The sequence below is a fragment of the Actinomycetota bacterium genome (genome assembly GCA_036280995.1).
In the GTDB taxonomy this organism is placed as follows: domain Bacteria; phylum Actinomycetota; class CALGFH01; order CALGFH01; family CALGFH01; genus CALGFH01.
Map to the genome: position 1 here is coordinate 1 of DASUPQ010000407.1, position 13370 is coordinate 13370.

15 protein-coding genes are annotated in these 13370 nt (G+C 72.2%); 13 read left to right on the forward strand and 2 right to left on the reverse strand.

Annotation, left to right across the window (positions count from 1 at the left end; translation table 11 throughout):
- Both VF468_13460 and VF468_13465 read left to right on the forward strand, forming a co-directional pair.
- On the forward strand, positions 1–401 hold a 401-nt coding region (locus VF468_13460), incomplete at its 5' end, for a CHAD domain-containing protein (protein HEX5879302.1).
- Positions 398–742 carry a DUF202 domain-containing protein gene (locus VF468_13465; protein ID HEX5879303.1) on the forward strand — a complete coding sequence of 115 codons (345 nt, stop codon included), beginning with the start codon at positions 398–400 and terminating at the stop codon, positions 740–742. The genes VF468_13460 and VF468_13465, both read left to right, overlap by 4 nt.
- Here VF468_13465 and VF468_13470 read toward each other — a convergent pair.
- Positions 735–1928, reverse strand: a complete 1194-nt coding sequence (locus VF468_13470) for an ATP-binding protein (protein HEX5879304.1) — start codon at positions 1926–1928, stop codon at positions 735–737. The two genes, VF468_13465 and VF468_13470, sit on opposite strands and share 8 nt — an antisense overlap.
- 24 nt (positions 1929–1952) lie before the next feature.
- The gene (gene phoU / locus VF468_13475) at positions 1953–2639 is read right to left on the reverse strand and encodes a phosphate signaling complex protein PhoU (GenBank protein ID HEX5879305.1); all 687 of its coding nucleotides are present in this window, start codon (positions 2637–2639) and stop codon (positions 1953–1955) included.
- Positions 2640–2756: 117 nt separating this feature from the next.
- Between phoU and VF468_13480 the strand changes: the two genes are divergently transcribed.
- The 11 genes from VF468_13480 to VF468_13530 all read left to right on the forward strand — a co-directional run.
- A complete protein-coding gene (locus tag VF468_13480; protein HEX5879306.1) occupies positions 2757–3446 on the forward strand; it encodes a response regulator transcription factor in 690 nt (229 codons plus the stop codon).
- Positions 3447–3607: 161 nt separating this feature from the next.
- On the forward strand, positions 3608–4579 hold the full coding sequence (locus VF468_13485; protein ID HEX5879307.1) for a PstS family phosphate ABC transporter substrate-binding protein: 972 nt from the start codon (positions 3608–3610) through the stop codon (positions 4577–4579).
- Complete coding sequence (pstC, locus tag VF468_13490) at positions 4579–5496, forward strand: phosphate ABC transporter permease subunit PstC (GenBank protein HEX5879308.1); 918 nt, start codon at positions 4579–4581, stop codon at positions 5494–5496. Before VF468_13485 ends, pstC begins: the two co-directional genes overlap by 1 nt.
- Positions 5493–6401 (forward strand): phosphate ABC transporter permease PstA, encoded by a 909-nt coding sequence (pstA, locus tag VF468_13495; protein HEX5879309.1) that lies wholly within the window; start codon positions 5493–5495, stop codon positions 6399–6401. Before pstC ends, pstA begins: the two co-directional genes overlap by 4 nt.
- Before the next feature lie 4 nt (positions 6402–6405).
- Positions 6406–7245: a phosphate ABC transporter ATP-binding protein PstB gene (gene pstB, locus VF468_13500; GenBank protein ID HEX5879310.1), complete on the forward strand. Its 840-nt coding sequence runs from the start codon at positions 6406–6408 to the stop codon at positions 7243–7245.
- 68 nt (positions 7246–7313) lie between these two features.
- A complete protein-coding gene (locus VF468_13505) occupies positions 7314–7943 on the forward strand; it encodes a DUF47 family protein (protein ID HEX5879311.1) in 630 nt (209 codons plus the stop codon).
- Positions 7936–9102: an inorganic phosphate transporter gene (locus tag VF468_13510; GenBank protein HEX5879312.1), complete on the forward strand. Its 1167-nt coding sequence runs from the start codon at positions 7936–7938 to the stop codon at positions 9100–9102. Before VF468_13505 ends, VF468_13510 begins: the two co-directional genes overlap by 8 nt.
- Before the next feature lie 84 nt (positions 9103–9186).
- The gene (locus VF468_13515; protein ID HEX5879313.1) at positions 9187–10098 is read left to right on the forward strand and encodes a proline dehydrogenase family protein; all 912 of its coding nucleotides are present in this window, start codon (positions 9187–9189) and stop codon (positions 10096–10098) included.
- Between the two features lie 264 nt (positions 10099–10362).
- On the forward strand, positions 10363–11751 hold the full coding sequence (locus VF468_13520; GenBank protein ID HEX5879314.1) for an efflux RND transporter periplasmic adaptor subunit: 1389 nt from the start codon (positions 10363–10365) through the stop codon (positions 11749–11751).
- A complete protein-coding gene (locus VF468_13525; GenBank protein ID HEX5879315.1) occupies positions 11751–12488 on the forward strand; it encodes an ABC transporter ATP-binding protein in 738 nt (245 codons plus the stop codon). Before VF468_13520 ends, VF468_13525 begins: the two co-directional genes overlap by 1 nt.
- Before the next feature lie 37 nt (positions 12489–12525).
- Positions 12526–13370, forward strand: an 845-nt coding sequence (locus tag VF468_13530) for an ABC transporter permease (GenBank protein HEX5879316.1), incomplete at its 3' end; no start/stop codon positions are given.

Below are 13370 nucleotides of genomic sequence, written 5' to 3' on the forward strand. Positions count from 1 at the left end.
AGGTGATGCCGCCGATGGTCACCAGGCCGTGGAAGAGGCTGCGCAAGGAGGTCCGCAAGGCCGGGGACGACCCGCCCGACGAGGTCCTCCACCAGATCCGCATCCGAGCCAAGCGGGCCCGTTACGCCGCCGAGGCGGTCGAGCCCGTGTTCGGCAAGCCGGCCGAGGACTTCGCCGACGCCATCGCCGACCTCCAGGACGTCCTCGGCGACCACCAGGACGCGGTCGTCGGCGAGGCCTGGCTCCGCGAGGCGGCCGCCTCCGCCCGGCGGCGCGACGTCGCCATCGTCGCCGGCCTCCTGATCGCCGCCGAACGGGCCAGCGCCGCCGGCACCCGCGACCGCTGGCGCGATGTCTGGAAGGCCGCCAGCCGCAAGTCCCTGCGTGCCTGGCTCTCGTGACCGACCGGCGCGAGCCCGACTACCGCTTCTCCCTGGCCAACGAGCGGACCCTGCTCGCCTGGGTGCGCACCGCCCTGGCCCTGGACGTCGCCGGGCTCGGGGTGGTGCGGTTCGCCCCCCCGCTCGGCGGCACCGGCGGCCGCGAGCTCGTCGGCGGCGTCCTGGTCCTGCTGGGCGCCGTTACCGCCTGGAGCGGCTACCGCCGCTTCCTCGCCACCGACCGGGCCATCCGCGCCGGCGACGCCCTCCCGGCCCACGCCGCCCCCCGCGTCCTCGCCGCCGCCCTGGCCGTGATCTCCGTGGTCGTGCTCGCCCTGCTGGTCGGCGAGCAGCTCAGGTAGCGGGCGGCCCCGCCACCGGCAGGGTGACGGTGAAGGTGGCGCCCCGGCCCAGCTCGGAGTCGACCCGGACGTCGCCGCCGTGGGCCTCGGCCACGTGGCGGACGATGGCCAGGCCGAGGCCGGTGCCGCCGGTCTGGCGGGCCCGGGCCTTGTCGACCCGGTAGAAGCGCTCGAACACCCGCGAGCGCTCGCCGGCCGGGATCCCCTCGCCGCTGTCCGCCACCTGGAGCACGGCCCTGCTCTCGACGGTGTCCAGGCGCACGCGGACGCTCCCCCTGGCCGGGGTGTGGCGCAGGGCGTTGTCGAGCAGGTTGGACAGCAGCAGGCCCAGCTGGGCCCGGTCGCCGCGGACCGACACGTCCGGCCTCAGCTCGGTCCGGAGCTTGACCCGCCGCTCCTCGGCCAGGTCGGCGTAGTCCCCGGCGACCTCCTTGGCCAGCCCGACCAGGTCGACCGGCTCGACGTCGAGGGTCCCGCGCTCCACCCGCGAGAGGTCGAGCAGGTCCCGGACCAGGACCTCCAGCCGCTCGGCCTCCCGGCCGACCCGCTCGGCGAAGCGCCGCCCGGCGTCGGGGTCGTCGGGCAGGGCGGTCAGCAGCGTCTCGGCCAGGGCCCGGACGGCGGCCACCGGCGTCTTCAGCTCGTGGGAGGCGTTGGCCACGAAGTCGCGGCGCAGCACCTCCAGGCGGCGGCGCTGGGTGATGTCGGTCATCGTGACCACGATCCGCCCGGTGGGGCCGCGGTCGGCCAGCGGGAAGGCTCGCATGGCCAAGGTGCGCGGCTCGGGGAACACCAGGGTGAGACTGCCCACCACCGGCGCCCTGGCCTCGAACGCCTGCTCGGCCAGGTCGTTCACCTGGGGCACGCCCAGGACCCGCTTGGCCGGGAGCCCGGGCCGGAGGTCGTCGGGCAGCCCGAACCAGGACCGGGCCACCGGGTTGGCCACCAGCAGCCGGCCGGCGCCGTCCAGCAGCAGCACGCCGTCGTCGAGGGCATCCAGGATCTGACCGGCCCGGTCGCGCTCCTCGGTCAGCTCGTCCAGCCGGTCGCGCAGCCGGGTGGTGATCGCGCTCAGCTCGTTGGTCAGCCCGGCCAGGTCGTCGCGCTCGGTCCAGCGCCAGCTCGGGAGGGTCGTGTCGGCCAGGCGGTGGACGTTGCGGCGCAGGGCCGCGAGCCGCCTGCCCATCGGCCAGACGGTGAAGGACACGGGCTAGCCGTCCTCGACCCCGGCCCGTACCGCCTTGGACGGGACGAGCTCCTTGACCTCGCCGGTGACGATGAACGCCACCTGCTCGCCGATGTCGACCGAGTGGTCGCCGAGCCGCTCCAGGTAGCGGGCGACCAGGACCATCCGGCTCGCCCACTCCAGCGTCCGGTCGTCGGACGCGGCCCGTTCGATCTGCCGGAAGACCTCGCCGTTGAGCCGGTCGAGGGGCTGGTCGAGGATGGGCAGGCGCTCGGCCAGCTCCAGGTCGCGCCGGGCGAAGCAGGTCATGGCCGCGGCCACCATCCGCTGGGCGTGGCCGCCCATCTCGACCAGGGTCGCCTGGATCTCCGGGACCGGCGGGTAGTCCTTGGTGATGCGGACGAACTTGGCCATGTTCACGCACAGGTCGCCCATCCGCTCGATATGCGAGTTGATGTGCAGGACCCCGGCCACCAGCCGGAGGTCCTTGGCCACGGGCGCCTGCAGGGCCAGCGTGCGCAGGATCTCCTGCTCGACCTCGACATAGGACCGGTCGATCTGGTCGTCGCGGACGATGACCTCGTCGGCCAGGGTGGTGTCGAAGGAGGACAGCGCCTCGAGTGTCCGGTCGAGCTGGCTCTGCACCAGCTGGCCCATCTGGAGCAGCTTCGCCTCGAGCCCCTCGAGGCGCTGTTCGAAGGTCGTGCGCACCGGAACCCCCTTTGCCGAGGCGATCGTACCCGCAGGCAGGTGGACGGGAGGCGAACGGACCATGAAGGTTTGCCGTCGGTCGTTGCCCGGCCGCGGCCGCGGTGGAATGTTGGACCCATGCCGAAGGTGATGGTCGTCGACGACGAGGAGTCGCTGCTCGAGGCGATCCGCTACGCGCTGTCCCGCGAGGGCTTCGACGTGGTCACGGCCACCGACGGCGGCGACGCCATGCGCGACTTCGAGGCCGAGCGGCCCGACCTGGTCGTGCTCGACCTGATGCTCCCGACCCTCAACGGCTGGGACGTGTGCCGCCGCATCCGGGCCACCAGCCAGGTGCCGATCCTGATGCTCACCGCCCGCGACGCCGAGGTCGACCGGGTGGTCGGGCTGGAGATGGGGGCCGACGACTACGTCACCAAGCCGGTCTCGCTGCGGGAGCTGGTGGCCAGGGTCCGCGCCCTGCTGCGGCGGGCGGGCACGGCCGGCGACGGGCCGCGCCCGGAGACGGCCGTGCTGGAGGCCGCCGGCATCCGCCTCGACCAGGAGCGCCACGAGGTCAGCGTGCGCGGGGCCCCGGTCAACCTGCCCCTGAAGGAGTTCGAGCTGCTCGAGATCCTGATGGAGAACCGCAACCGGGTGCTGACCCGCCAGACCCTGATCGACCGGGTCTGGGGCTACGACTACGTCGGCGACACCAAGACCCTGGACGTGCACGTGAAGCGGCTGCGGGCCCGGGTCGAGGAGGACCGCCACGACCCCCGGCTGATCGTGACCGTCCGCGGCGTCGGCTACCGCTTCGACGGCTAGCCCGACCGGCGAATCTGCCGGTCGGTGTTCATCAGTCGTCGGCCACGGCCGACTCCACGTTTCTTGTCCCGTTCACCTGGCGTTCACCTTCCGTCGCCTGGCGCGTCAACGGCCGCCCGTACCGTCGCTCCGGTTACCACGGATTCGGGAGGCATGAACGCATGACGCGACGGACCCGCCGAGGCTGGCTGCCCGGCCTGATGCTGGCCATCACCCTGGTCGCCACCGCCTGTGGCGGGGACGACGACGCCGCTGGCACCGGGACGGGGGGGACGAGCCTCTCCGGCAGCATCGTGATCGACGGCTCCTCGACCGTTGCCCCGGTCACCGAGGCCATCGCCGAGGAGTTCAACAAGGAGCAGTCGGGCGTGAAGGTCACCGTCGGCACCTCCGGGACCGGCGGCGGCTTCACCAAGTTCTGCGCCGGCGAGACCGACGTCCAGGACGCCTCCCGGGCCATCGACGCCGAGGAGAAGGCCGCCTGCCAGGCCAAGGGCGTCACCTACCAGGAGTTCCGGGTCGGTCTCGACGGCCTGGCCGTGGTCACCTCGGCCCAGAACCAGTTCCTCGACACCCTGAGCTTCGAGCAGCTGGCCAAGATCTTCGAGGACGGTGGGGCCAGGACCTGGAACCAGGTCGACCCCGGCTTCCCCAACGAGGAGATCGCCATCTTCGGCCCCGACGCCGAGTCCGGCACCTACGACTTCTTCAACGAGGAGATCCTGGGCGACCCCGAGGAGGGCGGCAAGAAGCCCCGCAACGACTACACCGCCTCCTCCGACGACAACACGCTCGTCCAGGGCATCGAGGGCGAGGCCAACTCCTGGGGCTACTTCGGCTTCGCCTACTACCAGAACAACAAGGAAGGCCTGAAGATCATCAAGGTCGCCGAGGAGGGCACCTCCGGGATCGAGCCCACGGCCGAGACGATCGAGTCGGGCGACTACCCGCTGTCGCGTCCCCTGTACATCTACGTCAAGGACGACTCGCTCAGGAAGCCTGAGGTCGGCCAGTTCGTGAAGTTCTACCTGGAGCAGACGCCCCAGCTCATCGCCGACGTCGGGTATGTGGCCGCGCCCCAGGAGGATTACACCCAGGGCCTGGTCAGGCTCCAGCCCTTCCTGGCCGGCTGATGGCGGGCATCACCCGCCGCAGGTCCCGCACCGGGGAGCGGATGATCGTCAACGTCCTGTTCCTCTGCGCGGTCCTGTCGGTCGCGGTCACCGTCGGCATCGTCGCCGTGCTGCTGGTGGACACGATCAGCTTCTTCAGCGAGTCCAGCCTGGTCGGGTTCCTCACCGGGACGGTGTGGGCGCCCGGCCAGGGAGACGGCGAGAACGGCCTCTACGGCATGCTGTCGCTGCTGAGCGGGACGCTGCTGATCGGCTTCGGGTCGATCGCGGTCGGCCTGCCCCTCGGCGTGCTGACCGCGATCTACCTGTCCGAGTACGCCAGCTCCCGGGTCCGGGGGGTGCTCAAGCCGACGCTGGAGATCCTGGCCGGCATCCCCACCGTGATCGTCGGCTTCTTCGCCCTCCAGTTCATCACCCCTAACCTGCTCCGGCCGATCTTCGGCGACGACCGCGTGTTCATCTTCAACGCCGCCGCCGGCTCCATCGCGGTCGGGCTGATGATCCTGCCGATCATCGCCTCGATCAGCGAGGACGCCATGCGGGCGGTGCCGTGGTCGCTGCGCGAGGCCGCCTACGGCCTGGGGGCGACCAGGCGCCAGGTGAGCCTCCGGGTGGTGGTGCCGGCCGCCCTGTCCGGCATCTCCGCCTCGGTGATCCTGGCCTTCTCCCGGGCGGTCGGCGAGACCATGGCCGTCACCATCGCCGCCGGCAACAGCCCCAGGATGACCTGGAACTACTTCGAGTCGATCCAGACCCTCACCGCCTCCATCGCCCAGACCGTGCGGGGCGAGGTCGCGGCCGGGACGGTGCGCTACGACGCGCTCTTCGCCCTCGGCATGACCCTGTTCCTGATGACCCTGGTGATGAACCTGATCTCGGCCCGCATCGTGCGCCGCTTCCGGCAGGTGTACTCGTGAGCGCCTCCGTCGAGGTCCTGGCGCCGTCGAAGCTGCGCCGGGGGGCGACCCGGACCGGGCTGCAGATCCTGCTGGACGTGGCCTTCTCGGCGCTCCTGTTCATGGGCACGGTCGCCGGGGTGATCGCCCTCGCCACCCTCATCTGGACCATCTTCGACAGCGGCTGGGAACGGCTCGTCGCCGACCCGGCCGGCTTCCTGACCAGCTACGTGTCGCGCCTGCCGGCCAGGGCCGGGGTCAAGGCGGCGCTGGCCGGCTCCGCCTACCTGATGGCGCTGACCGCCCTGTTCTGCTTCCCGATCGGGGTCGGGGCGGCCATCTACCTGGAGGAGTTCGCCCCCCGGAACCGGCTCACCAACTTCGTCGAGGCCAATATCGCCAACCTGGCCGGGGTGCCCTCGGTGGTCTACGGCCTGCTCGGCCTCGGCCTCTTCGCCCGCTTCCTGCGCATGGGGCCGAGCCTGCTGGCGGGCGCCCTCACCCTGGCCGTGATGAGCCTGCCGGTGATCATCGTGGCCGCCCGCGAGGCCATCCGGGCCGTGCCCGACGGCATCCGGCTCGGCGCCTTCGCTCTCGGCGCCACCCGGTGGCAGACGGTTCGGCGCCAGGTCCTCCCCGCGGCCATGCCGGGCACCCTCACCGGCACCATCCTCGCCTTGTCGAGGGCGATCGGCGAGACGGCGCCGCTGCTGGTCATCGGCCTCCCGATCGTCATCTTCACCCTCCCCGACGACCTCCGCGACCCCGTCTCCGTCCTGCCCCTGCTCATCTTCGACTGGACCAGCCGGCCCCAGCCGGCGTTCGCGGCCGCGGCCGCGGCGGCCAGCATCATCCTGCTCGCCCTGCTGCTGGCCATGAACGCCGTCGCCATCTTCCTCCGCAACCGCTACTCGATCCGGTGGTGACCCGATGACGCAAGGACAGATCCAGGTTCGGCTGCCCGGCCGGGAGGACCCCCCCGAGCTGACCGAGACGGTCTTCCGGCTCGGCGACGTCCACGTCCGCTACGGCAGCTTCCTGGCCCTGCGGGGCGTGAACCTCGAGATCAGGAAGAACGAGATCACCGCCTTCATCGGCCCGTCCGGCTGCGGCAAGAGCACCCTGATCCGCTGCCTCAACCGGATGAACGACCTGATCCCGGGGGCCAGGGTCGAGGGCACGATCGAGTACCACGGCCAGGACCTGTACGGCGACGGCGTCGACCCGGTCGAGGTGCGGCGGCGCATCGGCATGGTGTTCCAGAAGCCCAACCCGTTCCCCAAGTCGATCTACGAGAACGTCGCCTTCGGGCCAAGGGTCATCGGCATGCAGCCCGGCAGCATGGACGAGCTGGTCGAGCGGTCCCTGCGCGCGGCCGCCCTCTGGGACGAGGTCAAGGACAAGCTCAAGCAGAACGCGCTGGCGATGTCCGGCGGCCAGCAGCAGCGGCTCTGCATCGCCCGGGCGATCGCCGTGGCGCCGGACGTGATCCTGATGGACGAGCCCTGCTCGTCCCTCGACCCGATGTCCACCGGTCGCATCGAGGACCTGATGGAGGAGCTCAAGCGGGACTACACGATCGTGATCGTGACCCACAACATGCAGCAGGCGGCCCGGGTGTCGGACCGCACGGCGTTCTTCACCGCCGAGGCGGCACCGGGCACCGGCGACCGCACCGGCCTGCTCGTCGAGTTCGGGCAGACGGACTCGATCTTCACCCAGCCGGCCGACCGCCGGACAGAGGCGTACGTCACTGGTCGGTTTGGCTAGACGGCCCTAGCCTTCGCTACGGCGGCGCTGCTACGGTTCGCGTGCTTCCCCATATCGACGGAGGGCACGTGAAACTGCGGATCTTTCCACGCGAGGAGTCGTATTTCGATCTCTTCGACGAGGTCGCGGCCAACATCGCCGACGGCGCGCGGTACCTGCTGGATATGGTGGAGGACTTCGTCGACCCGGAGATGAAGGCCAAGCGCCTGGTCGAGGTCGAGCACGAGGGCGACCGGCTCACCTACGCCATCTACTCCCGGCTCAACACCACCTTCATCACCCCGTTCGACCGCGAGGACATCCACGCCCTCGCCGGCCACCTGGACGACGTGCTCGACGCCATGGAGGCGGCGGCCGACATGCTCGTCCTCCACAAGGTGATGGAGCCGCTGGATGCGGTGGTCGAGCAGTGCCGGCTGATCGACCGGGCGGCCCGGGCGACCGCCGACGGCCTCCGCAACCTCCGCGGGCTCAAGCTGGAGCCGCTGCGCTCCTACCTCATCCACATCAACGAGCTGGAGAACGAGGGCGACCGGCTCTACCGTCGGGCCCGGGCCGACCTCTACAACTTCGACGCCGAGCACCCGGCCCGCTACCTGCTCGTGTGGAAGGACATCGTCGAGCAGCTGGAGGAGGCCCTCGACGCCTTCGAGCACGTGGCGCACACGGTCGAGACCGTGATCATCAAGCATGCCTGACCTGGCCCTGCTCAGCGTCATCGCCATCGTCGCGCTGGCGCTGGTGTTCGACTTCACCAACGGCTTCCACGACGCCGCCAACTCGATCGCCACCGTCGTCTCGACCAGGGTTCTGACCCCGCGGATGGCGGTCATCTGGGCGGCGCTGTTCAACTTCGTCGCCTTTCTGGTCTTCCAGACCGCGGTCGCCAACACCGTCGGCAAGACCGTCGACCCGGACGTGGTCAGCGAGGCGGTGATCTTCGCCGGGCTGATCGGGGCCGTGGCCTGGAACTTCCTCACCTGGTGGCTGGGCCTGCCGACCTCCTCGTCGCACGCCCTGATCGGCGGCTTCGCCGGGGCCGGGATCGCCAAGGGCGGCTTCGGCGTCCTGGACGCCAGCAGCCTGGAGAAGACCATCCTCTTCATCCCGCTGTCGCCGCTGTTCGGGATGGCCCTGGGCTTCGTGCTGATGCTGGCCAGCATGTGGATCTTCCGGCGGAGCACCCCGGCGAAGGTCGACGGGCTGTTCCGGCGCCTGCAGCTCGTCTCGGCCGCCGCCTTCAGCCTGGGCCACGGCGGCAACGACGCCCAGAAGACCATGGGCATCATCGCCGCCCTGCTGGTCGGCGCCGGTTACCTCCAGCTCGAGAGCGACGGCGACCTCCCGGTGCCCCTCTGGATCGTGCTCTCCGCCCACGCCGCCATCGCCCTTGGCACCCTGGCCGGCGGCTGGCGGATCGTCAAGACGCTCGGCCAGCGGATCACCGCCCTCAAGCCGGTCGGCGGCTTCTCGGCCGAGACGGCCGCCGCCTGCGCCCTCTACCTGGCCACCTTCCTCGGCATCCCCGTCTCCACCACCCATACCATCACCGGCGCCATCGTCGGCGTCGGCGCGACCCGCCGCCTGTCGGCGGTCCGCTGGGGCGTGGCCGGCCGCATCGTCTGGGCCTGGGTCCTGACCATCCCGGCCGCCGCCCTGATCGCCGCCGTCACCTACGCCATCACGGTCTCCCCGTTCGCGGTCGCCGCCCTCATCCTCGCCGCGATCGCGGTGATCGTCGCCCTGGTCGTCGCCGCCCGCCGCACCACCCGGCGCGCTCCCGAACCCGCCCCGGCGCCCGCCGGGCAGGACGAAGCCTCTCGGGACCGCGCCGAGACCCCCGGTGGGGGAGCGTAGCCGACCCGGGAACGGGGCGCCCGCGGCTGTCCACAACCCCTCCCGAGGCTCTGCCCGGCCCTCGCGCGAGGTATGGTTGGAGCCATGCTGAAGGCGACGTTGCTGAAGGCGGCGGGATCGTCGTTCCTGCGGCGGCAGGTGACCGCGAACCCGATCGCCCGCCGGGTCGCGGACCGGTTCATCGCCGGTGACACCCTCGGCGAGGCCGAGCACGCCATCCGCACCCTCAACGCCGGCGGCATGTCCGTTGCCCTCGACTACCTGGGCGAGAACACCGAGTCCGAGGCCCAGGCCCGCGAGTCCACCGCCTCCTACCTGGCCGCCATCGACCGCATCCAGGACCGCGGCATGGACGCCAACATCTCCGTCAAGCTGACCGCTCTGGGCCTGGACATCCGCCAGGAGCTGGCCCTCGAGGAGGCCTCCAAGGTGGCCGCCCGCGGCAAGGAGGTCGGCGCCATGGTCGGCGTCGACATGGAGGCCGCCATCTACGCCGGCCGCACCCTCGACATCGTCGAGGCCCTCAAGCGCGACTACGACAACGTCGGCGTCTGCGTCCAGTCCTACCTGTACCGCAGCCGCGACGACCTCGAACGCCTCAACCGCCTCGGCATCCCCGTCCGCCTCGTCAAGGGCGCCTACCAGGAGTCGCCCGAGGTCGCCTACCCCGAGAAGGCCAGCGTCGACCACGCCTACGCCCGCATGCTCGACGACCTCCTCGCCCGCAACCCCTTCCCGATGGTCGCCACCCACGACCCGGCCATGGTCCGCCTCACCAAGACCCTGGTCGCCCGCCACCGCCGCGACCGCGACACCTTCGAGTTCCAGATGCTCTACGGCGTCCGCCGCGACCTCCAGGCCCAGGTCGTCGCCGAAGGCTACCGCCTCCGGGTCTACCTCCCCTACGGCACCCAGTGGTACCCCTACTTCATGCGCCGCCTCGCCGAACGTCCCGCCAACCTCTACTTCTTCCTCTCCAACCTGGTGAAGCGCTGAGCGACGGACTTCCCTCCCGCCGCCTCGGCGTGGACTCGGTCGGTCCGCTGCAACGCGGTGACGGCCCGCCTGCCGGAGACGCCACGAGGGATCCCGTCGGTCACGCAGGGATCGACACATCGATCGAGGTGACCAGCGGAAGGGCTTCCGGTGGCCCTTCCTCCTCCAGGTAGACCTCCACGATGGTGTGTGCGGCTGTCGACGCAGAACCACCCGGGCGCATCTATGCTGGCCGGGGTGTTGTCGGTGAAGAGAGGGTGGCGGATGCGGCACGGGTTGACCGGGGCTGCCGCCGCTCTTGGGCTTGCTGGGGTGCTGCTGCTCGCCGGGTGCGATTCGGGGGATGCGGGGCGGTATGCGGCGGAGCCGGTGCGGGCGGCCGAGGTGGTGGAGCGGGTCAGCGCCCCCGGGGTGGTGCAGGCGGCGGGGCAGGCGGACCTGAAGGCGCCGGCGGCGGCGCGGGTCGAGCGGCTGGTGGTCAAGGACGGGCAGGAGGTCGCGGAGGGGGACCTGGTCGCCGAGCTGTCGTCGGAGCAGGTGGACGACCAGGTACGGCAGGCCCAGGCGGCGGTGGACGCGGCCTCGTCGCTCGGGGGGGCGGCGCCGGGACTGCCGACGGGGGCGGCGCTGTCGGCCTTCCAGCAGGTCCAGTCGCAGGTGACGGCGACCAGTGCGGCGGTGATCGAGGCCATGCGGGCGGCCCTGCCGCTGGTGCCGAGGGCGCAGCGGGCCCGGCTCCAGGCCCGCATCGACCGGGCCCAGGTGCGGGTGGCCGAGCTGCAGCGCCAGGCCGCCCAGGCGGCCGACGCCGCCGCGGCCGCGGCCGACGCCCAGGCGGCCACGCTGCAGCAGTCCATCCAGGCGGCCACCGCCGCCCAGCGCGGGCAGGCCGAGCTGGCCCTGGAGCTGGCCCGCGACCAGCAGGAGCGCCTCACCCTGCGGTCCCCGCTGGACGGCACCGTCCAGCTCGGCCGCTCCGGGAGCGGGGCCACGACCATCCCCGAGGTCGAGGGGCTTCCGGAGGGCGCCTCCGAGGCCCTCCAGGGACTCTCCGGCGGCGGCGCCCAGGCCGCCCAGACCGGGCCGCCGCTGCGGGTCGGGTCCGAGGTCGCGGCCGGGCAGACCGTGGCCACCGTGTTCGACGTCAGCAGCCTCCTGGTCCTGGCCGAGGTCGACGAGACCGACATCGCGCTGGTCAAGCCGGGGCAGAAGGCCCAGGTCGAGCTGGACGCGTTCCCGCAGACGTCGTTCGCGGCCAAGGTGCGCCGGGTCGCGGTCGCCCCGGCCTCCGGCCAGTCGGCCGCCGGCGGGGTCACCTACCAGGTCGACCTGGCCCTCGGCGAGGCCGAGACGGGCGCCGGGTCGGCCCCGGCCGACGAGCCGGTGCCCCGGGTCGGGATGACGGCCACCGCCGCCATCGAGGTGCGCCGGACCACCGACGAGCTCTCGGTGCCCGGGTCGGCCCTGGTCGGCCGGTCGGGCGGGCAGGCCGTGTTCGTGGTCGAGAACGGCAAGGTGCGCCTGCGGCCGGTGCAGGTGGCCGCCGACGGCGAGGACCGGGTGGCGGTCGCCTCGGGCCTGCGCGAGGGCGAGCGGGTGGTGTCCCGCGGTGCCGAGCGCCTGCGCGACGGCCAGGACTGGCCGGGGGACTAATGGACGCGCCTCCGGTGGTGGGGGGGTCCGGGGGGCTCAAGCCGAGCCCCCCGGTGGTCGAAGCCCTCGAGGTGACCAAGGTGTACCGCCTGGACGGGGTCGAGGTGCGGGCCCTGGACGGGGTCGACCTGGTGGTGGAACGGGGCGACTCGGTGGCCATCATGGGCCCGAGCGGGTCGGGCAAGTCGACCCTGCTGGGGCTGCTCGGCGGGCTGGACCGGCCGACCTCGGGGACGCTCCGGTTCGACGGGCGCGACGTCACCGGGCTGTCCGAGGACGAGCTGGCCGCGGTCCGCAACCAGGTCGTTGGCTTCGTGTTCCAGAACTTCCAGCTGCTGGCCCGGACCCCGGCGGTGGCCAACGTCGGCCTGCCCCTGGTCTACCGCGGGCTGGGCCGGGGCGAGCGCCGCCGGCTGGCCGTCGACGCCCTCCGGTCGGTCGGGCTGGGGCACCGGCTGCAGCACCGGCCCTCGCAGCTGTCCGGGGGCGAGCAGCAGCGGGTGGCCATCGCCCGGGCCCTGGTCACCGAGCCGGCGATGCTGCTGGCCGACGAGCCCACCGGCAACCTCGACTCGCGCTCGGGCGATGAGGTGCTGGCGCTGCTGGCCCGCCTCCACGCCGACCGCGGGGTGGCCGTGGTCGTGGTCACCCACGACCCGGGGGTGGCGTCCCGGTTCCGCCGCCGGGTCACCCTGCGCGACGGCCGCCTGGCCGCGGAGACGGAGCCGGCCCGGTGAGCCGGAGGGGTCCGGGGAACCCCAAGGGGGTGCCCCGGTGAGACTGGGCGAGGCGATCCGGGTCGCCTGGGAGGCGCTGCGGGCCAACAAGCTCCGCTCCGGCCTGACCATGCTCGGGGTGGTCATCGGCGTGGCCAGCGTGGTCGTGTTGGTGTCGATCGGCAGCGGGGCCCGCGACGAGGTGACCTCGGGGGTCGAGTCGCTCGGCTCCAACATCCTGTTCGTGGCCCCCGGCAACCTGTCGTTCGGCTCGGCCCCGAGCGTGTCCCGGCTGGGGCTGGAGGACGTGCGCCGGATCGGCGACGCCATCGGCGACCCGCGCCGGGTCGCGGCCACCGTCGCCTCGGGCGAGATCGCCCGGGTCGGGACCCGGCGGGCCACCGTCAACGTCCAGGGGACGACCGAGACCATCCCGCTGGTGTTCGACCGCAGCCTGTCCCGGGGCGCCTTCTTCAGCGCCGCCGACGTCGAGACCCGCCGCCGGGTGGCCGTGCTCGGCGCCGACCCGGCCGACAGCCTGTTCCCCGACCGCGACCCGGTCGGCAAGTCGATCACCGTCGGCGGGGTCCGCTTCCGGGTCATCGGCGTGATGAGCCGGGTCGGGACCGCCTTCGGGGTGGCCCGCGACGCCGAGCTGTTCGTGCCCGTCACCGCCGCCCAGCGCCTGTTCGGGGTCAGCCGGGTGGACGGGATCGCGGTCAAGGCGCCCGGCACCGAGCAGATCGACGAGGAGCAGGCGATCATCCGCGAGGTCGTGACCAGGGCCCATCCCGAGCAGGAGTACCAGGTCCTCACCCAGGAGGACATCCTCGGGGTGGTCGGGCGCATCCTCGGCATCCTGACCCTGGTGCTGGCCTCGATCGCCGGGATCTCGCTGGTCGT